The organism is Actinomyces sp. B33 (genome assembly GCF_028437565.1).
Classification (GTDB): domain Bacteria; phylum Actinomycetota; class Actinomycetes; order Actinomycetales; family Actinomycetaceae; genus Pauljensenia.
The window spans coordinates 141,133-167,621 of sequence record NZ_JAMRYR010000001.1; the positions used below are offsets into that span (position 1 = coordinate 141,133).

Here is a 26,489-nt window from a genome sequence, read left to right on the forward strand (position 1 = left end):
GACGCCGCGCCCCCCGCCGCGCCGGTGACCCATCCGGCGCACAACCGAACCCACTCGGATCGTCCGGCACGTACCTGCCGGTGGGAGGAGAACACTCATGGCAACCGTGACCTTCGACAAGGCGACACGGATCTACCCGGGCTCGGACAAGCCCGCCGTCGACCAGCTCGACCTGGAAATCGCCGACGGCGAATTCCTCGTCCTCGTCGGCCCCTCCGGCTGCGGCAAGTCGACCTCGCTGCGCATGCTCGCCGGCCTGGAGGACGTCAACTCCGGCCGCATCCTCATCGGCGACAAGGACGTCACCGACGTCCCGCCGAAGAACCGCGACATCGCGATGGTCTTCCAGAACTACGCGCTCTACCCGCACATGACCGTCCGCGAGAACATGGGCTTCGCCCTGAAGATCGCCGGCACCCCCAAGGACGAGATCGCCAAGCGCGTCGACGAGGCCGCCCGCATCCTCGACCTCGCCCAGTACCTCGACCGCAAGCCCAAGGCCCTGTCCGGCGGTCAGCGCCAGCGCGTCGCCATGGGCCGCGCGATCGTCCGCAAGCCCCAGGTGTTCCTCATGGACGAGCCGCTGTCGAACCTCGACGCCAAGCTCCGCGTCCAGACCCGCACCCAGATCGCCTCCCTCCAGCGAGAATTGGGCGTCACCACCGTCTATGTCACCCACGACCAGACCGAGGCCCTGACCATGGGCGACCGCATCGCCGTCCTCAACAACGGCCTCCTCCAGCAGGTCGGCACCCCCCAGGAGATGTACGAGCGCCCCGCCAACGAGTTCGTCGCCGGCTTCATCGGCTCGCCCGCGATGAACCTCGGCGCCTTCGACATCGACGGGGACTCCGCGGTCCTCGGCTCGGCCCGCATCCCCCTGTCGGCCGCCACCCGCGCGGCCGTCGCCCCCGAGGACAACGGGAAGATCACCATCGGGTTCCGCCCCGAGGGCCTCGAGGTCGTCTCCGCCGACACGGAGAACACGATTCCCATCGAGGTCGACTTCGTCGAGGAGCTCGGCTCCGACGCCTACGTGTACGGCCGCCTCGCCGGCGGCCGCGAGGCCCAGAACATCGGCTCGGCCGACGAGGGGGCGAAGGCCGGTCAGCTCATCGTCCGCGTCCCCCCGCGCACGGCCCCCGACCGCGGCGGCGTCATCCACACGCGCGTCATCCCCGGCCAGCAGCACAACTTCTCCGCCTCCACCGGCGTGCGCCTGCCCGACTGATCCGACGCGCCCGGGCGCACCGCCCCGGCCCCGCCCTCACCGGGCGGGGCCGGGGCGGTCCCCGTCAGCGGACTGTTCCCACGGTGGACGGAGCCGGACCGTTCCCGCAACCGCCAGCGATAAGGGACAATACCGGCATGTCTGACCTCTTGGAGATCACCGCGGCCACGGTCGACCCCGCCCTCCTCGACCTGCCGTGGGAGGTGCCGCTCGAAGAATGGCCCGACGAGATCCTCGCGGCCCTGCCCCGGGGCATCTCCCGCCACACCGTCCGATTCGTCAACCTGTCGAACCGCGTCATCGCCGTCAAGGAGATCGGCCCGAGCGTCGCCCACCACGAGTTCCACATGCTCCGCGACCTATCGCGCCTCGACGCACCCTCGGTGCTGCCGACCGCGGTCATCACCGGGCGGCGCACCCCCGTCGGCGAGGAGCTCAACGCCGTCCTCGTCACCGAGCACCTCCAATTCTCCCTGCCCTACCGGGCCCTGTTCAGCCAGCACATGAGCGCCGACACGGCGACGCGCCTCATCGACGCCCTCGCCGTCCTCCTCGTCCGACTCCACCTCCTCGGCTTCTACTGGGGGGACGTGTCCCTGTCGAACACGCTGTTCCGCCGCGACGCCGGGGCCTTCAGCGCCTACCTCGTCGACGCCGAGACCGGCGAGCTCCACCCGGCGCTGACCCGCGGGCAGCGCGAGTACGACGTCGACCTGGCCCGGACGAACATCATCGGCGAGCTCATGGACCTCCAGGCCGGCCTGTACTTCCCCGCCGACGCCGACCCCATCGACATCGGCGATCGGATCCGCACCCGCTACGAGGACCTGTGGAACGAGCTCACCGCCGTCGAGACCGTCGAGACCGTCGGGGCGAATCCGCGGCTCAGAGTCGCCCAGAGGATCCGCCGCCTCAACGACCTCGGCTTCGATGTCGGCGAGCTCAAGATGACGACGGACGCGTCCGGGACGCGGCTGGAGATCCAGCCCAAGGTCGTCGACGCCGGCCACCACCACCGCAAGCTCATGCGGCTGACCGGCATGGACGTCGGCGAGAACCAGGCGCGCCGCCTCCTCAACGACATCGAGACCTTCCGGGCGACGACGGGACGGTCCGACGCCCCCCTGGAGATCGTCGCCCACGAGTGGCTGTCGAGCGTGTTCGAGCCGGTCGTCCGCGCCGTCCCCGCCGAACTGGCCCGCAAGCTCGAACCCGCACAGATCTTCCACGAGTTCCTCGAACACCGGTGGTACCGCTCCCAGCAGGCCGGATACGATGTGCCCTTCGAGGAGGTCATCGCCTCCTACGTCGCCGAGGTCCTGCCCGCCAAGCGCGACGAGGCGATCCTCATCTCCTCCGACGAGGCGGCCAGCGCCGCCGACGACCCCGACCTGTGGTGACCGGGGCGGCCCGACCGCCCCGCCGCCGCGACCCCACCCTAGGAGGACCGATGACCGACTACCCGAGGATCTACGCCCACCGCGGGGCCCCCACCCTGGCGCCGGAGAACACCATCGCCGCGTTCTCCAAGGCGATGGAGGCGGGCGCGACGTGGATCGAGTTCGACGTCGACGTCATCGCCGACGGGTCGCTCATCGTCATCCACGACGACACGCTCGACCGGACGACGAACGGGTCGGGCCGCTACTACGGCCTCGACTACTCGGCGATCCGCCGCCTCGACGCGGGCGCCTGGTTCTCCGACACGTACCGCTTCGAGCGCATCCCCGAGGCCGCCGACGTCATCTCCTTCGCGAACGCCTCGCACCTGGGGATGAACCTGGAGATCAAGCCGTGCTACGGGGGGATGGAGCTGCGCGAGACGCTCGTGGAGAACCTGCGGGTCGCCGTCTCCCAGGTCGCGGACCCGTCGCGCCTGATCGTCTCCTCCTTCGACCATGAGGCGCTGGCCCGCTTCCACCGGGCGTGCCCGCAGATCGCGCTCGGCTGGCTCTTCGAGCGCCACGGCCAGCCGGGGCCGACCTGGCAGGAGGGCGCGGCGGACCTGGGGTGCGTCGCCGTCCACCCGAGCGTCGAGGGGCTGACGCGCGCCGAGGTCGAACAGATCCGCGAGGCGGGCTTCGACTGCAACGTGTGGACGGTCAACGACGTCGACCGGGCGATCGAGCTGGCCTCGTGGGGGGTCACCGGCGTGTTCACCGACCGCCCTCAGGACTTCCCAGCCGAAGCGCTGACCCGCTGACCAACCCGGGCCCGGTGATCGAGCGGGCGCGGGTATTCCGTCGGTTCGCAGGGTGAGCGCCCCGGCCTCCACGCGACGCTGGCACCGGGGCTTTAACGGACCGGTTGTGGGGCCGTCAACAGCTCGACCTCTTCCGTATTACGGAATATGATGACGCCATGGGAAAGCGCATGATTCGGGGCCGGGAGATCTCGGATGCTCAGGTGCAGGCGTGGGCGGATGAGGCGGAGGCCGGCTACGACGTCGAAGAATTGACGCGCAGGTGGGGCCGTCCGCCGCGCGCGGGCAAGGCATCTCGTGTGGTCCCCACCCGATTCTCCGATGAGGAATTGGATGAGCTGATGGAACGGGCTCAGCGCGAGGGCCTGGATCGTTCTGCGGCGATCCGCGCCGCCGTTCGCGAGTGGGTCCGCGCGTGATCGTCTCCCCCTCTGCTCGCAAGCACGGAATCAGCGATGAGGACGCGATCGAGGCCGCGCGGTCGGTCCTGGCCGGCGGTCCGCTCGATGACGACGATCCTCAGCGCGAGCTGAGGATCGGGCTGGATACCGCCGGGCGCCTCCTCGAGGTCGTCGTTCTGCTGTGGGACGACGGCGAGATCGAGATCATTCATGCGATGAAAGCCCGGGCGGCGTATCGACGATTCGTCATCTGAGCCCCGAGCACGAGCCGCCTCCATTGCGAGATCGAGGCTATCGAGGAGCATGGGCCCGTACGTCCAGGCGGGCACGCACGGTCGGGGGCGGCCACTGATGGACGGGGTCTAGCGGTCCTCGTCATACTCGAAGAGTCTGGGGGGTTGTGCGGGCCGCGTCGTTTGAGGAGCGCGACGGCCGTGTTTATGGCGGCGATCGATGGGCGCGTGCACGGGGGAGCGTGGGCGTGGCCGCCGGGTTGTCGTCGGGGTGAGCCCGAACAGCGCCCCTGCGCCTGGGCCCAGGCTGCGCGAACCCGGAGGGCGGGCGTTGCCGGGAACCGGTCCGCATCCGCGTCGCGATGAGCACGAGCGCCTTCGCAAGGCTGGTGCTCCTCGTGCCGGGGTTGCCCAGCGCGCCCGCATCAGGGCCGTTCGACTGGCTCGGCTACGGATGGGGGCGGGTCAGCCGCGGCGAGGGCGTTACCGGCTCTTCTTGCGAGCCCGTCTGAGGGCGTCGATCAATCGATCCCGCTCCTCGTGGAGCACTTTTTCAGCGTGATCGATGATCGCCCGAATTGTCGGAGAGCGCGTATCTCTCAGGGGGTCGATGAGGAATCGGGCCCATGAGACGAATGGCGCGAATGCGAATCCGACTGAGACCCACAGAAGGGCCGGGGCGGTCGAGCTATCGATGACGAGTATTTTGAGCACCGATATCGGCCACAGGAGTATCACGAGGATAAAAATAGTCCAGCTAAGAAAGTACTCGGAGGCGAATGATCGTTGGGCGATCCTCAAATAGAGCGCTTCGATGAGGAAAACAATCGACACAATGAACAGCACGGCGATGAAGAGTGCAGCCGCCAGCAGGGCGAGAATGACTCTGTGAGCGGGACGCGCGCTCCCGACCGATAAGAGCAGGATTCCCACCAGTAGGGGGATCGAGAGCCCGACGGCGGGGAAAGAACGCGCCGCGGCACTGGTGAATAGGAGCCTCCAGGGGAGCGATGCTTCCCTCCCGTCGCTGTCGGCGGGCGAACGCTGCGCCGGCGGATCTTCTTCTGCCTCAAGCTTATCGACCACCTCGTCCGGCAGAGAGAGCAGATCGCGTCCGCGCCGCATGGTCCACATGCTGATCCCCCCTCCTCGTGACGGATGAGGATCTGACGTTACGGCTCGCACATCCACAATGGCGTGGTGAACGTCGACGAGCCGTAGGAAGGTCTCCGAAACAAGCCGGGACCGCTCCGACTCGGCGACAAAGAGGAAGAAGACTGTCCCGTACAACACGGAGAAGAGAATCGCCGCGAGCAGTGCGCTCTCCCAATCGGGGGGCGTCGCTGAGGCGAGCAGCCTGTTAATGAATCCAATCCATGAAACAGCAGCCACTCCTGCGGATATCACCCCCGCGACGGACAGAAGAAAATCGTTTTCCGATAGTTTGCGCAAGATTCGTTTCTGAGTCTCGAACCACTCGACATTAATCCTTTTATCCAACGGTAAGGATTCGGAGGTGAGATTCTCGATGGACGAGAGCCCGAGGAGCGTAAATACTAGGACTCCTTGAACGGTTAAAAGTGTTGAATTGGGAACACGGATCTGCATGATCCGGAGCCATATTTCACCCAGATCGCCCAGGGCTCCTCTGAGCCCTTGAGTGTGGGCGACGTGGATCGCGTTGGCGACGAGACCGAAGAGGAGTAGGAGGAGCACGGGGAGGAAGAGGAAAGCAATCGTCCTCATGATCCGCTGAGACCGCGCACCGGATACTCCAAGGGCAGGTCGCTGCGTAGTCGTACTACTCATGTCGCGAAATCTAACGCTTGAGGCGATCCACCGGAAGGCTGGACGCTGCCACCGTGTACCGACCCTCGGAGGGCGATCCGGGCCAGTGACACGCCCCGGCATCCGTGGCGTGACGCGGATGGGGCAGAATCCGTTTCGTTGAAGACATCGATGCCGCGCGGGAGCGGCTCGCCCGCCCTCGATCCAGCGCTCAGACGTGAACCCTGATGTGGAGCTGTCCGCCTACCAGTGCCGCGCGGCTCATCCGATCGGCGAGGCCGAGCCCTGCGAGGAGCCTGCCACCGTCCTGCGAGGCTCCGGCACAAGGGACTGGACGGCGCCGATGCCCGACATCCTTTCGTTGAAGGCCCCGATCGATGCGTGGACCTCGGGCTGATTCACCACCGACTCAGTGGATTCCTCGAATCCAGCGGATCCGACCTCCTGCCCAGCGCGCCGCATTCAGGGCAGCGGTACGCACCCCGTGAACATGACCGAGGCGAGGATCCCACGTCCGATGAGGCGGGCCCTCTGGGGAAGACGCGCGCTTCAATCCCGGGCCAGGCCCGCCCGGCGCCGCTGGCGCTGGGCGACGTACTTGGCGAGGGACAGTTCGGCGATCGAGTCGACGAGGAGGAGACCGCCGACGACGCCGCCCGCGATGAGCCACCCGGAGCGCGGCCTGGGGGCGCGGATCGCCCCGACGAGCATCCCCGCGCCGGCGATCGCCTCGACGGTGGCGGCGACGCGGATGACCCACGGCTTGTCCGAGGCGATGTTCTGATAGCCGCTCCACAGGGGCTTGACCGGGGATTCCGGCTCGCCGAGCATGATGTCGACGCTGCGGCCGATCGCGTTCGAAATGCCCCGCGCCAGGTGGACCGTCACCCCTTCGACGTCGGCGGCGTCGAGGGCGCCCAGGAGGAACCCGGCGACCCCCTGGGGCAGTCCGAGGGCCCGGACGACGCGCCACACGGCGTCGTCGCCGTCGGCGCCGGCGCACTCCCACAGGGCGTCTGCGTCCGCGCCGGGCACCGCGTCGGCGATGGCCGCCAGGTCGGGGCGGTCCCCCACGAGGTCGAGGACCTCGTCGGCGAGGAGGTGCGCGTCGTCGAGGGGGCCGGGGACGATGCGGGTGCGCATCCCCCAGTTGTGGGTGACGACGTGCTCGAGGTGGTCGTCGGTGACGAGGAAGGCCTGGAGGTCGCCGTCGGTCATCGACAGGGTGACGAGGGGCAGGTCCCCGAAGTTCCAGCCGGCCTTCTCCGGGGGCAGGTCGGCGAGGATCGCCCGGTGGTCGTCGGCCAGGTCGAGGGAGCCCAGGTCGAGGCCCTCGAGGGCGGCGAGCAGGGGGACGGACGAGGCGGGGGTCCGGCCGATCTCGACGATCCTCGAGGCCGATTCGCGCGCGTCGGGGTCGTCGTCCGGATCCGCCCGGCTCGGGTCGGGGTCGTCGTCGGGGAGGTGGTCGGCGGTGGACGAGCCGATGCGGACCTCCGCGTCGAATAGGACGGCGAGGTCGTCGGCAAGGTCGTCTGGGGACGGGCCCGGAGAGACGGAGCCCTGCTCGTCGAGGGCGGCGACGGCGCCGTCGGCGACGGCGAGGTTGAGGCCGAGGAGCTGGGGCGAGGAGGGGAACCATTCGAGCTGCGCGAGGACTCCGCGCTCGCCCAGTTCGCGGGCCACATCCGCCGGATCGAGGTCGCGCCCGATGATCATGCCCTCGATTCGGGTCCACTCCTGGTTCATGGTTCTCCGCCTTCCGTGCCGGTGATGGCCTCGTCTCCATCATGCCAGAGCACCTATTGTCCCGTGTCCCGGCGCGGCGCGCGAGACCCCGGCCCCCTCATTTCGGCCCGGTTCGTCGCCGCGGCTGGGCCGCGCGGGGAATCCTCACTCGCCACCCCTGAACGCGGCGTGGGCGATCCGCAGAGCCGCATCCCGCAGGATTCGGACGATCGGTCGTTCGGCGCGAGTCAATGGCGGACGAGGGGTGTGCTTCGGTTTGCCGGACGGGCGCGAAGCAAGATCACGCGGGACTCCCAGGGCGCGAGCTCGTCGTCGAAGCCTAGAACGCGCCCGAACGCGACGCGGGGCCCGCCGCATCAGCGGCGGGCCCCGGCGACAGGATGTGTCAGTCGACGATCACTTCATCTTCGTGCCGACCGAGCCGAGGCGCTCGCACGCCTCGACGACGCGGGCGGCCATGCCGGCCTCGGCGGCCTTGCCCCACGAGCGCGGGTCGTACATCTTCTTGTTGCCGACCTCGCCGTCGATCTTGAGCACGCCGTCGTAATTGCGGAACATGTGCTCGACGACCGGGCGGGTGTAGGCGTACTGGGTGTCGGTGTCGACGTTCATCTTGATGACGCCGTTGGCGACGGCCAGGGCGATCTCATCCGCCGTCGAGCCGGAGCCGCCGTGCATGACGAGGTCGAACGGACGGTTGTTCTTCCACCCGACCTTGGCGGCGACCTCCTCCTGGATGGTGCCGAGGATCTCCGGGCGCAGCTTGACGTGGCCGGGCTTGTACACCCCGTGGACGTTGCCGAAGGTCAGGGCCGTCAGGTAGCGGCCGTTCTCGCCCAGGCCGAGGGCCTCGACAGTCTTGAGGGCGTCCTCGGTGGTCGTGTAGAGCTTCTCGTTGATCTCGCCGACCACGCCGTCCTCCTCGCCGCCGACGACGCCGATCTCGATCTCGAGGATCGTGTTGGCCTTCTGCGACAGGGCGAGGAGCTCCTTGGCGATCTCGAGGTTCTCGTCGAGCGGCACCGCCGAGCCGTCCCACATGTGCGACTGGAAGGTCGGCAGGCCGCCGGCGGCGACCTGCTCGGCCTCGATCTCCATCAGGGGGCGGATCCACGAGTCGATGTTCTGCTTGGCGCAGTGGTCGGTGTGCAGGGCGATCGTCACCCCGTAGTTCTTGGCGACCTCGGTGGCGTAGGCGGCCAGGGCCAGCGAACCGGTGACGCGGTTCTTGATGGTCGAGCCTGAGGCGTACTCGGCGCCGCCCACGGAGACCTGGATGATGCCGTCCGACTCGGCCTCGGCGAAGCCCTGGATGGCGGCGGTAACGGTCTGCGACGAGGTGATGTTGATCGCGGGGTAGGCGAACTTGCCTTCCTTGGCGCGGTTGAGCATCTCGGCGTAGACCTCAGGGGTTGCGATCGGCACGGTAGCCTCCTAATCGAGTGACAGACTGTCACCTCCTATTGTTTCACATCCGTCCCGTCCCGGATGAGGATGGAAGTCCCGCTCCCGCGCACGCCCCGGCCTGCGCCCACATGGCGATCGCCGCCGCATGGCCGACGTTCATCGACCTCGTCGATCCGCGCTGGGTGATAGCGACGACCCTCTCGCACACGTCGACCATCTGCTCGCTCAACCCGTTCGACTCCTCCCCGAAAACGAGGCACGCGCGCGCCGGCAAACGCGCTCCCTCCAAGGGGACGGAGCCGTCGATGTTGTCGACCCCGACGAGGACGAGGCCGCGAGCGCGGCAGTGGTCGGCGAGCGCCCGCGCATCGGGCAGATGATCGACGTCGATGTAGCGGTCCGTGACCATCGCCCCGCGGCGGTTCCAGCGGCGCCGCCCGACGATGTGAACGCTCCGCGCCCCCAGGGCGTTCGCCGTGCGAACGATCGACCCGATGTTGAAGTCGTGCCCGAGGTTCTCCACGGCGACCTCGAACGGCAGGGCGCGCGACGCCACATCGGCGCGGATCGCGTCGACCGTCCAGTACCTGTACCGGTCCTCGACGTTGCGGGCGTCGCCCAGGGCGAGCAGCTCCGGGTCGTAGCGGGGGTCGTCGGGCCACTGATCGGGGGCCGAGGGCCACGGCGGGGCGCCCACGGGCCCGGTCGCGGCTCCGTCACGGGGCGAGGAGGTCATCCGGCCACGATAGCGCCCGGAAGAGGACGACCGGCGGCCGAGGTGGCACGATGGGGGCATGGCACTGTCGAAGAACCTGCTGAGCCGCGACGAGGTCGTCGTCCGCCACATGCGCACCCACGTCAAGGCGATCCTCGCGAACATCGCCGCCTCCCTCGTCCTCGTCATCGCCGGCGCGACCGCCTCAGCCATGCTGCCCGAACGCTACGCCCCATGGAGCCACGTCGTCGCCTGGTCCCTCGTCGCCGTCCTCCTCATCCCCCTCCTCCTCATCCCCCTGGTGCGGTGGGCGACGACGACCTACACGCTGACGTCGAAGAGGATCATCACGCGTCACGGAGTCTTCACCAAGCGCGGCCACGACCTGCCCCTGTCGCGCATCTCCGACGTCACCCATGAGCGGGGCCTGTCCGACAGGTTCTTCGGATGCGGCACCCTCACCCTGCAGACCAGCGCCGACGACCCCCTCGTCCTCGTCGACATCCCCCGCGTCGAGACCGTCCAGGTCGAGATCACCGACCTCCTCTTCCACGACGTCCAGGGCGCCGTCGACGCCGACCCCACCGACTAGGGCGTGTCTCCTTTATGCGCGTAGCCAGGTGATGACTGCGAGGAGGGCGACGGCAGCGCGGTAGGTGATGGCGAGCAAGCCGTGCGCGGGCGGCCAGGCCGCGCCACTGCTTCATGAGGTTGAAAGAGCGTTCGACGACGTTGCCCCTCGCATCGCCACCAACCCAGACTGCCGCCATAACACCCCACCTATTGGGAGACATGCCCTAGGGCCGCGAGCGAGCCCGCCCGTGGCCTCGCAGGCGCCCTCGATGCCGCCGCCCCGGCGGACGGCCGCGCCCCACCCCCGGTCAGACGACTACCGCCGATCCGGCCGTCGAGGACGCCCCGACCCGTGCCCCGGACACGAACGTCCCCGGGCTTTCAGCGCCCAGCGGCCCGAACGCGCGCCCGAACGCCCCCGCCGGGGGCTCCCGCGGCGCCCATCCAGCCGATACCCTGGTCGCATGGCATTAGCATCAGTTGAGTCCACATCCCTGCGAGACCTCCCGCCCGTGACCGCCTGGCTGTCCGACATGGACGGCGTCCTCGTCAAGGAGAACCGCGCCCTGCCCGGCGCCCAGCAGTTCCTCGACGCCCTGCGCCGCAAGGGGTACCCCTTCCTCGTCCTGACGAACAACTCCGTCTTCACCAACCGCGACCTGTCGGCGCGCCTGGCCAACTCCGGCCTCGACGTTCCCGAGGACCGCATCTGGACGAGCGCGAACGCCACCGCCGCGTTCCTGTCCCAGCAGTCCCCCAACTCCACCGCCTACGTCATCGGCGAGGCCGGGCTGACCACGGCGATGCACGCCGCCGGCTACATCATGACCGACCAGGACCCCGAGTACGTCGTCCTCGGCGAGGTCCGCTCCTACGACTTCAACGCCCTCACGCGCGCCGTGCGCCTCATCGAGGCCGGCGCCAAGTTCATCGCGACGAACCCCGACGTGTCGGGCCCCTCCGACGAGGGCACGCTGCCGGCGACGGGGTCGATCGCCGCGATGATCACCGCGGCCACCGGCAAGCAGCCGTACTTCATCGGCAAGCCCAATCCCGTGATGATCCGCGCCGGCCTCAACAAGATCGGCGTCCACTCGGAGGACGCGGCGATGGTCGGCGACCGGATGGACACCGACGTGCAGGCGGGCGTCGAGGCGGGGCTGCGCACGCACCTCGTCCTGTCCGGGTCGACGTCCCTCGAGCAGATCGAGCAGTACCCCTTCCGCCCCTTCGGGATCCACGAGGGCATCGGGGAGCTCATCGAGCTCGTCGACGCCGTCGCCGGCTGACCCCGCCCGTTGAGCGCCGCCCCGAGCGCGGCGATCGGCGGGCTCGGACGGCCCGCCCTTCAGGCGGCCGCGATGATCCGCGCGACCAATTCCTCGCACACCCGTTCCGACTTCGCACGGTCGATGACCGTCACCAGCGCGGCGTCCGAATCATCGATGACCAATCCCGCATCCACTCCCGAGGCTTCGATGCGGACACGAGCCTCGTGCGCGTCGAAAAGATCGGGACGGACCAAGGTCAGGGCAGTGATCGCATCGTGCGGATTGTTCCACGGCTTGCCGTGGAAGTTCCAGAAGATGTCGATCTCAGCACCGAGGGCGCGCCCCAGGAGACCGGCGTTCCTGATGCGCTCGACCTGCTCCGGTCGGAAGGCGATCGTCTCGGTGACGTCCAACCCTGTGACGGTGATTCTCGCTCCGGATCGAAAGACCTCATCAGCCGCAGTCGCGTCGCACAAGAAATTGTGTTCACGGATCCTTCTCTCGTCCCGGAAGTCCCCACCCATGATGTACAGGCCCCTCATTGCTGAAGCGAAGTCCGGCTCGCGGCGCATCGCCTCGGCGATATTCGTCAACGGGCCGACTGCGAGGACATCGATCTCCCCCGGGTGATTGAGAACCTCAGTCACGAGATGATCGACCGCATCGATCCGACCGCCATAGTCCTCGGCGTTGAGGTCGACGAACTGCGTCCCCTCATGCCCCGGCCACCACACATCCCGGCCCGAAAGGGTTTCCCCTTGCCCGGCGATGATCTCGGGCGAAGCGCTTCCGCCGCTCAGCGTGCACAGGCGCGAAGCCAGTTTCGCGCGTAGGACCGTATCGCCGTAGACCGTTGTGACCGTCCGTAGCGAGAGTTCCGGAGAGCCCAGAATCAGCGCGAGAGCGAGGGCGTCATCGACATCGGTGCCGATGTCGGTGTCGAGGATCAATTGAGCTGTCATGTCATTCCTAGCCGAGTGTGTCGAATGTCAGGGGTTCTGGGCGATCAGCCCTTGGAACCTGAGGTCGCCAAAGATGCGGTGAAGTATTTCTGGAAGAAGAGGAGGAGGACGAGCGGGACGATCGTCAACAGCACGGAGGCGGCGAAAATCCGTCCGAAGTTCACTTCGAACTGTCCGTTCAGATTCGCCAGAGCGACCGGTCCGAGAACCATCGAGGGATCGGTGGCGATGAGAAGCGGCCAGAGATATGCGCCCCATTGGAAGAGGAAAAGCGTGAATCCAGCGCCGATGAGGGCCGTTCGCGATAAGGGGAGATAGATCCTCCAGAAGACTCCCCAGGGGCCCAGCCCGTCAAGAGTCGCAGCTTCAGCGAGTTCTCGCGGAATCGCCAAGAAGAATTGGCGCAGCACGAAGATCGCGAAACCGTTCGCGAGACCGGGCAGGATCAGAGCGGTGTAAGTGTTCGCGAGTCCCCAATCCCTGAATTGGTTGGCTAGGGGAACCGCAATCGCATCGAAGGGGATCAGGAAGCTGAGAACGACGATTCCGAACACCGCTTTCGATCCCTTGAAGTCGAGGGCGCTGAGCGCGAACGCCGCAGAAGCGCTGATCATCAAGCCGATGATGATCGTGATCGCGGTGACGATCAACGAGTTCCCCACGGACAGGGCGAATGGCGAATCGAGGAGCGACTGGTAGTTCTCCAGTGTGATCCTCTCCGGGAGGAGAAGCGCAGGACCGAGCGGGTAGAGGGAGGAGAAGATCTCCGTGCCCGTCCGAAACGACGACACGAACATCCAGATCAATGGGAGCGCGAAACAGATTCCGATCGACCAGGCGAGGATCGTCACCAGGATCGTGCGCAGGCGTGTGGTCGCGATCTCATGGGGCAGAGCCATCAGTCCCCCTCCTTGTTGAGCATCCGGAACTGCACTGCGGTGATGATGACGAGGAAGAGGAGCAGAACCACGACTTGGGTCTGTCCGAGGTTGGCGTCACCGAGTTGGAAGGTGTTGTTGTAAAGGTCGTACATCACCAGTCTCGTGGAATCGGCGGGACCGCCCTGCGTCAGGATCTGCACGGGCACGAATGCCAGAACCGATGAGACCGTGTCGGCGACGACCACGAATGCGAGGGTGCGTCGAATCGAGGGCAGAGTAATGTGGACAAGAGTTCGCCACCATCCGGAGCCATCGATGGCGGCGGCTTCGTAGAGCTCGCGGGGAACCTCCTGAAGGCCGGCGATGATGAAGAGCGTCCAATAACCGACTCCGATCCACGACATCAGCACGATGATCGCCTGCAGCGCCTGATCAGAATCGGTGAGGAACGGCTGGGGCGGAAGCCCGATGGATTCGAGGACGGCGTTGATCGGTCCTCTCGGCTGATAGGCGATTCCCCAGATGACGGAGGCCACGGCTGCGGGAGCCGCCACCGGGATGAACACCGCCGTGCGGACCAAGGCGATCCCGGGGACCCTTTCATTGAGAATGATCGCGAGGAAGAGGGCCGTCACCACTTGGAGAGGGATGATGATGACGAGGAATCTCCCCGTGACGGCGAGAACGTCCCAGAAGGAGGGGTTTCCCAGCAGATAGGCGTAGTTCTCCAGCCCGACCCATTGAGGGCCTTTGAGCGTATTCGCACCCTTCTGGAACGAGGCGATCACCGCGCCGATCATGGGAAGCAGGCGCAGAACGATGAGAAGAACGACGGCGGGGAGGAGGAAGAGAATCACCGTGAGGAGAGGCCCTCGCCCGCCTCCCCGCTGTGTCCTTCGAGCGCTCACAGTCGATCCCACAGCCCTTGCAGTTCGGCCTGGGCCTCGCTCAGAGTCGTGTCGACAGGCTCGCCGTTACGGATATCGGCGAAGGCTCGTCCCAGAACATCCTGCATCTGGGTGAACCCGATCGTGTTCGGCCTGTTGACGGCTGCGCTCTCGAGCTCTGACAGCATGAGGGCGCCCATGCCTTCACTGTTGGGGGTAACCGATTCATCGAGGCGAGTGACGTAGGTGTCGAAAGCCGCCTCATTCGTTGGGGGGATGAGGATCGCCGCGGTCGCCGCAGAATTGCCTTCGAGGTCGAGGGAGGCGAACTTGGCGAATTCGACCGCCGCCTCGGAGGAGTCGGTCGACGATGAGACTCCGATCGCCCAGGAGCCCGTGGACATCGCGGGGGTTCCGCCCTCGAACATCGGGTTGGGGGCGACTCCCCAGTCGATCATGGGATCGGCTTGACTGATCGGTGTGGTCGACCAGGCGCCGCCGACGAAGAACGCCGATTTTCCGGAAGCGAAGAGAACGGCCATCTGATCCGTGGCGATTCCCCGCGGTGCGACGCCTTCTTCGAAAAGGGACCCGTACCACGTCATTGCTTTGATCCAGCCCTCGTTGGTGATGTCCGCAGTCAGGAGATCATCACCGGTGGCGCCGCTGCCGCCTCCTGCGGACTCGGCGAGGGGCTGAAGCTGGTAGTACCTGTCGGTCTGATCGAAGAGGAGGCCCCATTCGGCTCCGGCCGCTTGGGCCTTCTTGGCCGCTTCGACCGTCTGTTCCCAGGTCCATCGTTGATCCGATTGCATCGGCGGAGCCTCGACGCCGGCGGCTTGGAGCAGGGCCTTGTTGTAGTAGAGGTACTGCGCGGAGGTCCACATGGGCAACGCCCACATCTTGTCGTCCCAGCTGTTGGCGGCGACGCCGTCGCCGACCGAGGTCTTCTCCACTTCGGGAGCCAGTTCGCTCAGGTCGGTCAGCCACCCCTTCGACGCCATCGATCCTGCGGCTCCGGCATCGACGAGAAGAACGTCGATGGAGGCGTCACCGGCGCCGACGCGCTGCTGGATGACGTTGTTGTACTGGTCGAAGGGGATGTTCTCGTAGGCGACGTCGATATCGGGGTGCTTCGCCTCGAAGGCCTCGATGAGAGGGGCGAAGGCCGATTCCGGATCTGCTCCGACGAAAGTGATGCTCGTCGTGGCGCCATCACTGCCGCCGGATTCGCTGTTCGAGGCGCTCCCCCCTGTTGAACATGCGACAAGGCTCATGGCTCCGAGGCCGCCGAGGGCCGCCATCGCCCATCTTTTCGTGTTGTTCATGATCTCTCCTTTGAGGTCTTTCTTGTGATGATGACTATTCCTATGTGGCTTGCTCGGGGCGGGCTCCCGCCCAGGTCACCGCGTCCGCGGCACTCGCGACGGCCCGTTCCGCGGCTTCGATGAGGCCGTCGCCCGCAGACAATCGGGCCGCGAGGACTCCGACGAAGACATCGCCGGCACCTGTGGTGTCGACCACTTCGTCGACTCGGACGGCGGGAATCGATCGAATCGCATCGCCTTCTGCGAGGAGGCAGCCTCGCGCGCCGAGAGTGATGACGACGCTTCGCATGCCGATCCTCGCCATCAGTTCACGGGCGAGGCTCTGCGGATCTGTATTGTCCGACTCGGCGAGTAGAAGCGCCTCATGTTCATTAACGACGAGGGGGTCGGCCTGAGGATAGAAGTCGAGCGGCGCTTCGGGGACGGGCGCCACATTGACGATGAGGCGGGCTCCGCACTTTCGCGCGAATCTCGCCGCATCGCTGAGCGCCCCGAAGGGGACCTCGTTCTGAACGAGGACGACTTTCGCGCGATGGGACGACGTCTCCAGGCTCGACATCGCATAGGCATTGGCGCCTTGAGCGACGACGATCGTGTTCTCGCCGGATTCATCAACCAGGATGTGGGCGGTCCCGGTGGGGACTCCGACGACGTTCCGGACGAGGGAGATGTCGACACCGTCGCGTTCGAGGGCTCGCTTCTGCTCGCGGCCGATCTCGTCATCTCCGACAGCCGATGCCAGCGCCACCCGAGCGCCCACACGTGCAGCGGCGGCCGCCTGATTCGCCCCTTTCCCTCCCGGCCCTTGCGAGGTCCGGGTCGCCATGAGGGTTTCTCCCGGCTGCGGATGCCGCGACACTCCGATGACGATGTCCTGATTGATCGCTCCTACGACTAGGACCTCTGCGTCCACGGCCTCTCCCCCCTTTTTGATCTACACGGAATGTCTACACGTGTAGATATTAGAATGTCATCATTGATTGCGCAAGCAGCTCACAGAGGCGTTCCGAAATCGGCGAGAAGCGGGGAAGGACGAGAACCATGAACTCCATGAAACGACCGACCAGGGATGATGTCGCCCGCCTATCCGGCGTCTCAAGCGCCGTCGTCAGCTATGTCCTCAACGACGGCCCCCGCCCGGTCTCCGAGCAGACGCGCCAGAAGGTTCTCGCCGCCGTCCGCGAGCTCGACTACCGCCCCAACTCTGCCGCCCGGGCATTCCGACTGCAAAAATCGAACTCCATAGGACTCCTCGTCCCAGACATCTCGAACCCCTTCTTCGCAGAACTGGCACGAGCGGTGCGCGAAGAAGCCTCAACCTACGGCTACGCCTTGATCCTCAACGACTCGGGAAGCACCTCCTCCATCGAACAGGATCAGATCCGTTTCATCGCAGAACGGCAGCCCGATGGCGTCATCATCATCGGCCGAACCGCTCAGACCGATCTCTCCCCTCTTCGCCTCAACCGCATCCCCGCCGTCGCCCTGGACGCCACTGAGACCACAATCGATATCCCCACCATCAGCATCGACGACTACACCGCATCCCTCAGCGGAATCGATCACCTCAAACAACACGGTCATACCAGAATCGCCATGATCGCAGGCCCCGGCGGGAGCGCCGCAGCGGACGCGCGAGTCCAGGCATGGCAAGACGTCACCGGCTTGAGGCCGAACAGCGGTCTCCTCATGCGCTCCGAGCACTCCCGAGAAGCGGGGTTCGCGGCATGCCGCTCCCTCCTCGATTCGACAACTGATTTCACAGCACTCTTCGTCGCTTCCGACATCCAAGCGATCGGCGCATTGAGGGCCTTGCACGAGGCGGGGCGACGCATTCCCGAAGACTGCGCCACGCTCTCCTTCGACGGGACGCAAGAGGCGCGCTTCGCCACGCCTCCGCTCAGTGTCATCGAGCAGCCGCTCAGTGTTATGGCGGCACAAGCGGTTTCGACGCTCCTCGGCAACTCCGAGAAGCGCGGCGAGCATATCGTCGTCACCCATTCGCTCCGACCCCGAGCCTCGTGCGGTTGCTCCGTTCTTTGACTCGAGCGAGAGGGGCGCGACTGAAACGTCCCGCCCCCCTCACGAGAAGTCACCTGAATTCGACGGGCACGCGTCGCAGACGATAACTCCACAGCCAGTCTTCACAGTCCGCACACGACGCCGTGAAGAGGATCTCAATCCTTTCCGGCGAAGGCAAGGTCCCATATTCGGTCCTTACGATGCCCGCATTATGATTCCGGGGATAACCGGTTTGAGCAGGACCTATAACAGCCTCCTGCCTCCAGGCCCCTCCACCGGACCAGATGCTCGCACCGTCGATCGATACGAGTTCGACTCCCGCCCCGACCCAGTCGGGGATCCCCGAGGGATAAGGGTGCCGCTCGCGTACGACGTAGAATCGATCCGACGGAGGATCGTAGGAGAAGTCGGCGTTATTGAGCCAGTCCTGCGCCCCGTCCTCTCCCCGGAGCCCCGCGGTCGTCACTTCGAGCGGGACCCCTGCGATCACCCCGCTTTCCTCATTCAGATCGAGCGGCATCCTGTACACCCGGGTATCTCGATGAGGCCCGGTATAGTTTTCAACCCAGAAGAGGAGCACCGTCCCCGATTCCGGGTCGATGGTCGTCGCACTCGGCTGTCCCACCCCCCACCGAGAGGGGGCTTTCGTCGGATCGAAGGATACGACGGGAGTAGGGTTTTTCACCCACGGCCCGGACATATCATTCGCGTATGCGATGCCCACTTGATTATGGGCACTGGCATCACGATCATTTCCGAGATAGAACATCGCATAGCGATAACTCACTCCTTGCCATGTCGCATCGACTCTCACAACAGAGGGGTCGCAAATGTGGAAGCGATCCCAGCCGTCTTCAGATGCCGTCAGAGCTCTCGCCGACCGGCTGAGCGAGCCGGAATCGAGCAGGTCCAGGCGTATGTCATCGACGATTCTCCCGTCCTGCGAGTTCTGACAGGTCCACACCCATTCCTTGTCGCCTTCCCGGATGACCGATGGGGCATAGGCATAGAAGTGCCGTCCCTCGACCGATGAAAGGATCGGAACCGCAGTACTGGAACCGACTCGGGCAGCACCCTCCGCATTCGGACTCACAACGATCAGGGCAAGAGCTGCGGCGGCGATTGCAGCGCTCAGTCGTCTTCTCATGAAACCTCCTATATCTACACGTGTAGATTTTTATAGCGTAACATCTTGCTGAGCGGGCGAGAACGAATCGAATACATCCCGCCGACACGACCCCGCTAGTCTGAAGACATGACGAACGACTCCCACAAGGCGCGACTGGCCGAACTGGTTAAGGACCTGGCCGTGGTCCACGAGAAGGTGACCCTCGCCTCCGGGCGCGAATCCGACTTCTACGTCGACATGCGCCGCGCGACCCTCCACCACGAGGCGGCGCCCCTCATCGGGCACGTCATGCTCGACCTCCTGGAGGAGGCGGGCTTCGCCCCCGGCGTCGATTACGACGCGTGCGGCGGCTTGACGATGGGGGCCGATCCCGTGGCGGCGGCGATGATGCACGCGGCCGCCTCGCGCGGCCTCGACCTCGACGCCTTCGTCGTCCGCAAGGAGGCCAAGGACCACGGGATGAAACGACGGATCGAGGGCCCCGAGGTCGCCGGCAGGCGCGTCGTCGTCCTCGAGGACACGTCGACGACGGGCGGCTCCCCCCTCGAAGCCGCGCGCGCCCTGACGCAGGCCGGGGCCGAGATCGTCGCCGTGGCCGTCGTCGTCGATCGGGCGACAGGCGCCAAGGAGGCCATCGAGGCCGAGGGCTTCCCCTATTTCCATGCGCTCGGGCTGGAGGACGTCGGGCTGTCCTGATCGGGCTGTGCACCGCCATGCTTCTCGGCGCGTTTTTCTTCCCTCATCGGCTGCAAATCGCGTCGAAACGCATGGCCGTGCACAGGCGGCGGTCCGGCCCGCCCCTCCACAGGGCTTGCGCGAGGACGTGCGCGCCCATTGACTGAGCGGGTTGCCTCGGGGCATGGACCTCTCATTCCGCCACACCGACCTGATCGCAGCGGTGCGCGAGGCGCTCGTCGTCTCCACCCGCGCCTCTCATGCCCACTGCCAACGGCTCAGGCGCCGCGATGAACTCGTGCGCCTGTACCGGAACGTCTTCGTGCGCACCGGGCTCCTCACGGATCTTCACCGTGTCCTCAACCCGTTCGAGCTGCTCCTGACCGCCCACCTCGCCCGGACGATGGCCGTGGGAATCCACGCCCGCGGCCGCGGGGCCCTGTCCCACGCCAGCGCCCTGCTCGCGCACGGCGTCGAACTCGACCGACCGGCCCTCACCGCCGTCCACCTCGTCTCGCTGACCGGCGCTCACGGCCCCGACACGGCTCCCGCGGTGCGGCTCCCCGGAGGCCGCGTGCTCTCCTCGTGCCCAGTGATCCGCCACTGCTGCGACAACGAGAATCCTCCCCTCGTGTACCCGGTCCTCGATGTCCCCTGCCTCCCCCTCGACCTGGCCGCCGTCCAATGCGCCGCCTCGCTGGATCCGCGGCAGGCGGTGATCTGCGCGTCGGGGGCGCTGCGCGCCCTGTCGGGGTTCTCGCGCTTCGACCTGGAGACGAGCCGCGAGCGCGAAAGCATCGAGCGGGCGCGCCTCCTCGCCGTGCTCGAGGACCGGGTCGCCCCGCGCGGCCGCAGGAGAGCCCGGGCCGTGCTCGCGGCGTCGGACGCCGGCTGCGAGTCGGTCCCGGAAAGGAGCTTGCTGTGGATGCTCAAGGCGGCGGGGTTCTCGGGGGCTCGCACCCAGGTCGAGCATCGGGTCGCAGGGCGACGGTTCTTCGTCGACTTCCAGATCGATTCCCGTCGCGGGAGTCTCGCCATCGAATTCGACGGGAAGGGCAAATACGGCCGGGAGTCCGGGGAGATCCTGTCCTCGCTGACCGCTCGGGATCAGCGCGAAAAGCTCCTGGTCTCCTCGGGCCTGCCGGTCGTGCGCTTCGAGGGCTTCGAGCTGCGCGACCCCCGCCGGGTCGTCGAGGAGATCTGCTTGCGCTTGGGGCTCGCGAAGCCCCCGCATGCCCCAAAGGCCCTCGGGTACCCGGGCTGATGTGCACCGTCGTGCGTTTCGACGGAGTTTCTGCACCGAGGAGGCGAGAAACCGCGTCGAAACGCATGGCCGTGCACGCTCTACATGTGAGGGATCGCCCGCATGACCCTGCGGACGACCCATCGGGGGCTCAGCCGCATCGCCCCCATGGCCGCCTTGTGCACGGGAGTGGGGGTGACGAGGACTCGGCGGGAGCGGACCGCGTCGAGGGCCTCCCCGACGACCCGCTCGGGGGAGGCCATCGCCCAGTGGGGGGTGCGCGACATGTCAACGCCCGCGTTGTCGAAGAAGGCGGTCCGGGTCGGGCCGGGGCACACGCAGGAGGCGGTCACCCCCGTACCCCGCAGTTCTTCGGACAGCCCTTCGGTGAAGGCGACGACCCACGCCTTGTGGGCCGAGTAGGTGCCCGCCCCGGTCAGCGAGGCGACGGAGGCGACGTTGAGGATCGCGCCGCGACCGCGTCGGCGCATCGATCGGGCCGCGTGGTGGGCCAGGACCATGACGGCCCGGACCATGACGTCGAGGGCCCGGAGCTCTCGTTCGAGGTCGTCGTCGGGGAATGGGACGCCGAGGCCGTATCCGGCGTTGTTGACGAGAAGGCCGACCGGGCCGGTGCCGTCCGTGCCGGAGTCGGCGTCGAGCCTGTCGCAGACCCGCTGGAGATCGGTCGGATCCGCGAGGTCGGCGACGAGGACCTGCGCCCGGACTCCGGCGACGTTGCGCAATCGGTCGGCGAGCTCGTCGAGGAGGCGCTCGCGCCGGGCGACGAGGACGAGGTCGTGGCCGGCGGAGGCGAGCTGCCAGCAGAATTCTTCTCCGAGGCCGGAGGTGGCCCCGGTGACCAGTGCGGTTCCCATCCGTCCAGGGTACGCGGGGGCTCGCGAGGGGCGCGACAGGAATGGGCAGGGGAGCCGGCGCAGACGAATCCACAGCTGTGGATGAGAGGTGGCTCATACGAGTGGGAGGCTCTACCGTTGAGGACGTCAGTCCTCGACGAATGGATCGCCATGCCCATGCCTGATGAGTCCCTGGATCCCGCTGAGGCCCTCGCAGCGGAAGTCGTGCGGCTGCGCGCGTCCGTCGACCTACTCAATGAGCGGCTCCGCGTCCTGGGCATCCTTCCTTCGGCCCCGACCGAACCCGCTGCCAGTGGAAGCCCCCAAGAGGCGCTTCCCGTCCCGAATCGCGAGCCGCTCGCCACCCCGTGGGACGAGCGCGGCGTCAACGCGCCGGCACCGCCACCTCCTGCGCCGGCCGCCGCGTGGCCTCCGCCGGTCAGCGGGCCTCCCGTCCCGCAGGGATGGCAGCATCCGGTGGGTGGGGCCAGTGCCTTCTCGCAGCATCCTGCTCGGCCTTTCGCCGCCCCCGCGGCAGCCGAAAGCACCGGGCGGGCGCCGGGCGCGCCGATCGTCCCGTCCTCTCCCGCCTTTCGCCCCGCTCCCCCGGCGACGTCCCCTGCTTCGGCGCCGGTCGACGCCGGGGCCCGGGAGTCCAGGGCCGGGGTCTTCATCCTCTCGGGCCTGGCGGCTCTCCTCGTCGTCCTCGCCGGCGCGAGCCTCATCGCCCTGCTGTGGGATCGGATCCCCGACATCACGAAGATCGGTATCGTCGGCGTCGTCGCCCTTGCATCGGTCGTGGGCGGAACGTTCTGGGCGAGGCGCGGCGGGCGCCCGTCGATCCCGGCGGCGACCCTCACCGGGATCGGGACTGCCCTCGGCTACGTCGCGGGCATCGGGACTGCGATCCTCGGGGTGCTCGCCCCGATCGGGGCTTTCGTCGTCCTCCTCGTCTGGTCGATCGCGATGACCCTCGTCGCGAGCCGCGAGAGGATGCCATTCACCCTGGTGGCGACGGCGGTCGGAGGCATCGCGACCTTGACGATGATCGACCGCCACAGCTTCGACCACCCGGAGCAGGCGCTCCTGGCGCTCGCGCTGACGACCGCATACTCGGCTGCGATCCTGGCGTCTGCGGCCTTCTGCGCTTTCACGGCGGCAGCCGGGCGCAGCCGCCTCGCGCTCCTCGCCTCCTCGATGGCCGTCACCGCTCCGGCGACCTTCCTGACGAATCTGCGCGAGGCGTGGGAAACGAGCGCCCCCGTGGCATCGGTCCTGCACGGGGTGCTGCTGGTCTTCGCGATCGGTTCGATCCTCCTGACGATCCGGGAGGACCGGGGGCTCATGTGGAATTGGGCGTGGATCGGCGCGGGCCTGCTCGTCGTCATCTCATTCCTGCAGGTCGGGTCGGTCGTTCGGGGCTCCGCGTCCGCTGAGCTGTGGGTGGTCCTCGCCCACCTGTTGTTCCTGGTCCTGTCTCTCATCGTCGCGGGTTCGCGCAGGCTCGCCGGCCCGGGATTGGGGGTCGCCGAGCCGGCTCTGGTCGTCGCCGCCCTGATCATCGGGGCGGTCTCGGGGGTAGAGCCACCGCGTTCGGCCTGGGTGATCCTCGGCGTGTGGACGGTCCTGGTAGGGGCCGGATGGTCGTTGACCCGACGGGGCTCGTGGCTCCCCCTGCCGATCTTGCCAGGGCTCGGCTTCGCCTCCGTCATGATCGGTCATTCGACGCGCCTTGAGGGCGTGGTCCTCCTCCTCGTCATGGTCACTGCGATCGCCGGGACCGTCTGGGCCGATACCCGCCTGTCCTGCCCCAGGTGGGCCGGGATGACGGCGTCGTGGTTGACGGCGGCGACGGCTTCCTTCTCCGTTCCGTGGATGCTCTCCCTGCTCGTCGACGATGGCGCGTGGTTCCGGCAGTCGCCGTCGGCGGCCCTGTGCGCGGTGCTCGGCCTGACGGTTTTCAGCGGGCTCGTCCTCCTCGGTTTGTCCTCCCCGAGGATCCGCCCGGCGGATCTGTGGCTGGCGAGGGCCCGTCTGGGGCGGACTGGGGTCGACGACGTCATGGGGACGTCTGAGCGCACGGGGCTTTTCCCGCCGTTCCTGGTTCTCGGTGTCGGGTTCGTCCTCATGCATGTGCTGCCCGAGGTCTTCGACGAGCTCGTCCATGGTTCTTTCGTCGCCGGGGGCCACGGTGCGGGGGGTGTCCTCGTGGTCGCGTCGGAGTTCCTCCTCGCGCTGGCATTGGTTGGGACGGCGGCCGTGCTGGCGTGGGCGGTGGGGCCGGTCTCGTGGGCGAGGGCGCATGGTGTCTTGGTGGTCGTCGTCGGCGCCGAGGCGGCGCGTCTGGCGTGCCATGCGGTCACGGGGGTCGCTGAGCTCGGGTGGCCGCAGACGCTCGCGGTTCTTCTCGTCGGCGCGATCGCGATCTGGGGAGGGTTTGCCTGGCGCGCGTCCGCGGTACGTTTGACGGGGTTGGCCCTGGTGATTCTTACGGTTCTCAAGCTCGCCGTCATCGATCTCGGTTTCAATGATTCGATTTCGAGGATCGTCGCCCTTTTCGTCGCCGGGATGATCTGCTTCGCTTTGTCGGTCCTCTATTCGCGGATGAGCGCTCGGGCACGCGCCGAGGATGGGACGGGGGACCGTTCTTTTTCCGCGCTTTCTGCCGGGGCCGATCCGGCTCTTGGTCGATCCGACGAAGCGGTCGACCGGTCATCGTGGCGGCCTCCGACGGTTTGACGTTTCTGGGCTTTTGGTCGATGGGTCGTCGGTTTCGTGATGGCGGGCGTCGTCGACTGGGTGTCTTCTGGCGGTTTCAGGGCATAGGGAAGCGGCGCGGACCGAGAATCCGGTCCGCGCCGCTGGGATTCACCTATTTAGCGGTGTTCTCCCTGTTCAGCGGGTCATTCGACGACGCTTGGCGATCACGGTCGCGATTGCGCCTGCGAGGAGGGTCAGGCCCGCAACTGTTGCGATGATCGGGGTGCTGGCACCCGTCTTGGCGAGTTTGGGCTGGCCAGGCTTCTCATAGGTGTTCGTGAACGACGCAGACACCACCTTCGGCGCCTTCTCAACAACAACCTTCACCGGCTTGGGCTCACGAACAAGCGTGTACCCATCCAGCTTCGCCTTCGACACATCCTCAGTAACAGTGCACTCGGTCCCCACAGCAAAATCCTTGCCAACCGGAACAGCAACACCATCACCCTTAGCAGACACCGAACCACGAGAACCATCAGAGCACTCATACGAGAACTCAAACTTCTTCTCACCAGCAACCGCGCCCTCAACCTTCTTCACCACAGAGAACGACCCCACCACAGGAGCAGGCTTCTCATAGATGTTCGTGAACGACGCAGACACCACCTTCGGCGCCTTCTCAACAACAACCTTCACCGGCTTGGGCTCACGAACAAGCGTGTACCCATCCAGCTTCGCCTTCGACACATCCTCAGTAACAGTGCACTCGGTCCCCACAGCAAAATCCTTGCCAACCGGAACAGCAACACCATCACCCTTAGCAGACACCGAACCACGAGAACCATCAGAGCACTCATACGAGAACTCAAACTTCTTCTCACCAGCAACCGCGCCCTCAACCTTCTTCACCACAGAGAACGACCCCACCACAGGAGCAGGGGTCTCCTCGGTGCAATCGGTCAAGGGCCACGTGAACTCGTGCTCGACGTTGAGGTGCTCCTCGGAACCGCCGAGCTCGGCGGAGCCGACGACGACGTGCCCCTGCGTGTTGCCGCCCGTCTTCACGAACTTCGCACGCGGGGCGAGGATCGACGCGTCGATCGTGTCCTTGACATCGATGGACGCGACCTGCGGGGCGTTGATGAGGACGTGCCCGAGCTTCGTGTTGCCCGTGAGGTTGAGGCCGAGAGTCAGCGCGTCCGTCCCGGTGACATTGATGACGAGGACCTTCGCCGCCGTGTTGCCGGTGTTGATCTCCTTGAGCTTGCTCAGCTCGGCGGCGCTGATCGTCCAGTAGTTCGTCTCAGTCCCCAGATCGAGGACCACCCTGGTGCCGTCTCCCTCATACTTGGGCTGAACGACTCGGGCGATGTTGGCGACGCAGGAGGATCCGGCGATCTTCGCCACTCGGTCGGCGTTCTTCTGGGCGCGGTCCTGGCTGAACAGGGAGTCGAACACGCCCTTGCCCAGTTCGAACTCACTACCGTCCGACTGATGCCACTGGGCCTCGACATTGGGCTGCGTGTCGTACGACGAGCCCTTGGCGACGATATGGGGCATAACCTGCGCGCCGTTGGAATCCTTCGTCAGGACATCGAGGTTGCTCGGATCGTCGATCGCGACCTTGGCCTTGCCCGACAGGAGCTTGAGCTGCCCCTGGGATCCGGCGAAATCGAGACGTCCGGCGACGAGCGTGTAGGGCTGCTCCTGGGTCGACACCTTGTGCATGACATTGGTGTTCGTCCACTTCACAGCGCCCTTGACGGCGACGGGCATCTCCGCTTCGCCGGTGATGGACAGGTCCCCGAAGGAGACGACGCTCCAGTTCTTGAAGTCTCCCATGGGGTAGAAGGTTTCATTCGCCTGGTCGGCGAATGCAGGGACTACCCCCCCCCCAGCGAAAATGTCAGGGCCAGCCCAAGGGCCGCCGCCCAGCCTTTCTTCCTCATCAGAAATGGTTCCTCTCGCCTTACACGATCGACGGTTACGGATGGCACGGCACGACGCGCTGACGGGTGAGGACTCAGCGAAACGGCATGACGACGCCTGATGGTTGGTGCGAGCCTGACAACGGTACGCTCATCAGCACACCATTTCAAGTATTGAATATCTACAGAAGATCCCCTCCTAAAATAAGGTCCCCCTCACCTGCGAATACGCACAGAACGGACCTTTTCAACGGCTCACTCCCCACGCAGGCGGTCGGCAACGCCCGCAGCCCCTCCCGTAGGCTG

Annotated in this window: 24 protein-coding genes; 12 read left to right on the plus strand and 12 right to left on the minus strand. The window is 66.5% G+C overall.

Annotation, left to right across the window (positions count from 1 at the left end):
• The first annotated feature begins 97 nt into the window (after positions 1-97).
• The 5 genes from M3T53_RS00650 to M3T53_RS00670 all read left to right on the plus strand — a co-directional run bounded on the left by M3T53_RS00650 (position 98) and on the right by M3T53_RS00670 (position 4,089).
• Positions 98-1,231 carry an ABC transporter ATP-binding protein gene (locus M3T53_RS00650; protein WP_272432495.1) on the plus strand — a complete coding sequence of 378 codons (1,134 nt, stop codon included), beginning with the start codon at positions 98-100 and terminating at the stop codon, positions 1,229-1,231.
• 137 nt (positions 1,232-1,368) lie between these two features.
• Positions 1,369-2,631, plus strand: a complete 1,263-nt coding sequence (locus M3T53_RS00655; RefSeq protein ID WP_272432496.1) for a DUF4032 domain-containing protein — start codon at positions 1,369-1,371, stop codon at positions 2,629-2,631.
• Between the two features lie 50 nt (positions 2,632-2,681).
• Positions 2,682-3,434 (plus strand): glycerophosphoryl diester phosphodiesterase, encoded by a 753-nt coding sequence (locus M3T53_RS00660; protein ID WP_272432497.1) that lies wholly within the window; start codon positions 2,682-2,684, stop codon positions 3,432-3,434.
• A 158-nt stretch (positions 3,435-3,592) separates the two neighbouring features.
• Entirely contained in the window at positions 3,593-3,853 is a 261-nt protein-coding gene (locus tag M3T53_RS00665; RefSeq protein WP_272432498.1) for a ribbon-helix-helix protein, CopG family, read from the plus strand.
• Positions 3,850-4,089 carry a hypothetical protein gene (locus M3T53_RS00670; protein ID WP_272432499.1) on the plus strand — a complete coding sequence of 80 codons (240 nt, stop codon included), beginning with the start codon at positions 3,850-3,852 and terminating at the stop codon, positions 4,087-4,089. Before M3T53_RS00665 ends, M3T53_RS00670 begins: the two co-directional genes overlap by 4 nt.
• Before the next feature lie 462 nt (positions 4,090-4,551).
• On the opposite strand, the gene M3T53_RS00675 is transcribed toward M3T53_RS00670, so the two are convergent.
• On the minus strand, positions 4,552-5,814 hold the full coding sequence (locus M3T53_RS00675) for a hypothetical protein (RefSeq protein WP_272432500.1): 1,263 nt from the start codon (positions 5,812-5,814) through the stop codon (positions 4,552-4,554).
• Positions 5,815-6,073: 259 nt separating this feature from the next.
• Between M3T53_RS00675 and M3T53_RS00680 the strand changes: the two genes are divergently transcribed.
• Positions 6,074-6,253 (plus strand): hypothetical protein, encoded by a 180-nt coding sequence (locus M3T53_RS00680; protein WP_272432501.1) that lies wholly within the window; start codon positions 6,074-6,076, stop codon positions 6,251-6,253.
• 152 nt (positions 6,254-6,405) lie between these two features.
• Here the strand turns inward: M3T53_RS00680 and M3T53_RS00685 are convergent, their stop codons facing one another.
• The 3 genes from M3T53_RS00685 to M3T53_RS00695 form a co-directional block, all read right to left on the minus strand.
• A complete protein-coding gene (locus tag M3T53_RS00685) occupies positions 6,406-7,605 on the minus strand; it encodes a hypothetical protein (RefSeq protein ID WP_272432502.1) in 1,200 nt (399 codons plus the stop codon).
• Between the two features lie 396 nt (positions 7,606-8,001).
• A complete protein-coding gene (gene fbaA / locus M3T53_RS00690) occupies positions 8,002-9,030 on the minus strand; it encodes a class II fructose-bisphosphate aldolase (protein WP_272432503.1) in 1,029 nt (342 codons plus the stop codon).
• A gap of 43 nt (positions 9,031-9,073) precedes the next feature.
• Positions 9,074-9,748, minus strand: a complete 675-nt coding sequence (locus tag M3T53_RS00695) for a TrmH family RNA methyltransferase (RefSeq protein WP_272432504.1) — start codon at positions 9,746-9,748, stop codon at positions 9,074-9,076.
• A gap of 58 nt (positions 9,749-9,806) precedes the next feature.
• On the opposite strand from M3T53_RS00695, the gene M3T53_RS00700 reads away from it, so the two are divergent.
• Complete coding sequence (locus M3T53_RS00700; RefSeq protein WP_272432505.1) at positions 9,807-10,319, plus strand: PH domain-containing protein; 513 nt, start codon at positions 9,807-9,809, stop codon at positions 10,317-10,319.
• 445 nt (positions 10,320-10,764) lie between these two features.
• Positions 10,765-11,589 (plus strand): HAD-IIA family hydrolase, encoded by an 825-nt coding sequence (locus M3T53_RS00705; RefSeq protein ID WP_272432506.1) that lies wholly within the window; start codon positions 10,765-10,767, stop codon positions 11,587-11,589.
• A gap of 59 nt (positions 11,590-11,648) precedes the next feature.
• On the opposite strand, the gene M3T53_RS00710 is transcribed toward M3T53_RS00705, so the two are convergent.
• From M3T53_RS00710 to M3T53_RS09805, 5 genes are all read right to left on the minus strand, one after another.
• The gene (locus M3T53_RS00710; RefSeq protein ID WP_272432507.1) at positions 11,649-12,533 is read right to left on the minus strand and encodes a nucleoside hydrolase; all 885 of its coding nucleotides are present in this window, start codon (positions 12,531-12,533) and stop codon (positions 11,649-11,651) included.
• Between the two features lie 44 nt (positions 12,534-12,577).
• A complete protein-coding gene (locus M3T53_RS00715) occupies positions 12,578-13,432 on the minus strand; it encodes a carbohydrate ABC transporter permease (protein ID WP_272432508.1) in 855 nt (284 codons plus the stop codon).
• The gene (locus M3T53_RS00720) at positions 13,432-14,214 is read right to left on the minus strand and encodes a carbohydrate ABC transporter permease (RefSeq protein WP_272432509.1); all 783 of its coding nucleotides are present in this window, start codon (positions 14,212-14,214) and stop codon (positions 13,432-13,434) included. The genes M3T53_RS00715 and M3T53_RS00720 overlap by 1 nt, the downstream gene beginning before the upstream one ends.
• A 104-nt stretch (positions 14,215-14,318) precedes the next feature.
• Positions 14,319-15,629 (minus strand): ABC transporter substrate-binding protein, encoded by a 1,311-nt coding sequence (locus M3T53_RS00725; RefSeq protein ID WP_272432510.1) that lies wholly within the window; start codon positions 15,627-15,629, stop codon positions 14,319-14,321.
• A gap of 40 nt (positions 15,630-15,669) precedes the next feature.
• Positions 15,670-16,542: a ribokinase gene (locus tag M3T53_RS09805; protein WP_334540040.1), complete on the minus strand. Its 873-nt coding sequence runs from the start codon at positions 16,540-16,542 to the stop codon at positions 15,670-15,672.
• 128 nt (positions 16,543-16,670) lie between these two features.
• Here M3T53_RS09805 and M3T53_RS00735 point away from each other — a divergent pair, with 128 nt between their 5' ends.
• Positions 16,671-17,672 carry a LacI family DNA-binding transcriptional regulator gene (locus tag M3T53_RS00735; protein WP_272432512.1) on the plus strand — a complete coding sequence of 334 codons (1,002 nt, stop codon included), beginning with the start codon at positions 16,671-16,673 and terminating at the stop codon, positions 17,670-17,672.
• Positions 17,673-17,721: 49 nt separating this feature from the next.
• On the opposite strand, the gene M3T53_RS00740 is transcribed toward M3T53_RS00735, so the two are convergent.
• A complete protein-coding gene (locus tag M3T53_RS00740; RefSeq protein ID WP_272432513.1) occupies positions 17,722-18,798 on the minus strand; it encodes a hypothetical protein in 1,077 nt (358 codons plus the stop codon).
• A gap of 108 nt (positions 18,799-18,906) precedes the next feature.
• Between M3T53_RS00740 and pyrE the strand changes: the two genes are divergently transcribed.
• Both pyrE and M3T53_RS00750 read left to right on the plus strand, forming a co-directional pair.
• A complete protein-coding gene (pyrE, locus tag M3T53_RS00745) occupies positions 18,907-19,476 on the plus strand; it encodes an orotate phosphoribosyltransferase (RefSeq protein WP_272432514.1) in 570 nt (189 codons plus the stop codon).
• Positions 19,477-19,639: 163 nt separating this feature from the next.
• On the plus strand, positions 19,640-20,719 hold the full coding sequence (locus M3T53_RS00750; RefSeq protein ID WP_272432515.1) for a hypothetical protein: 1,080 nt from the start codon (positions 19,640-19,642) through the stop codon (positions 20,717-20,719).
• 80 nt (positions 20,720-20,799) lie between these two features.
• On the opposite strand, the gene M3T53_RS00755 is transcribed toward M3T53_RS00750, so the two are convergent.
• Positions 20,800-21,576, minus strand: a complete 777-nt coding sequence (locus tag M3T53_RS00755; protein WP_272432516.1) for an SDR family NAD(P)-dependent oxidoreductase — start codon at positions 21,574-21,576, stop codon at positions 20,800-20,802.
• Positions 21,577-22,032: 456 nt separating this feature from the next.
• On the opposite strand from M3T53_RS00755, the gene M3T53_RS00760 reads away from it, so the two are divergent.
• Entirely contained in the window at positions 22,033-24,294 is a 2,262-nt protein-coding gene (locus M3T53_RS00760) for a DUF2339 domain-containing protein (protein WP_272432518.1), read from the plus strand.
• 156 nt (positions 24,295-24,450) lie between these two features.
• On the opposite strand, the gene M3T53_RS00765 is transcribed toward M3T53_RS00760, so the two are convergent.
• Positions 24,451-26,097, minus strand: a complete 1,647-nt coding sequence (locus tag M3T53_RS00765) for a DUF5979 domain-containing protein (protein WP_272432519.1) — start codon at positions 26,095-26,097, stop codon at positions 24,451-24,453.
• Positions 26,098-26,489 lie beyond the last annotated feature (392 nt).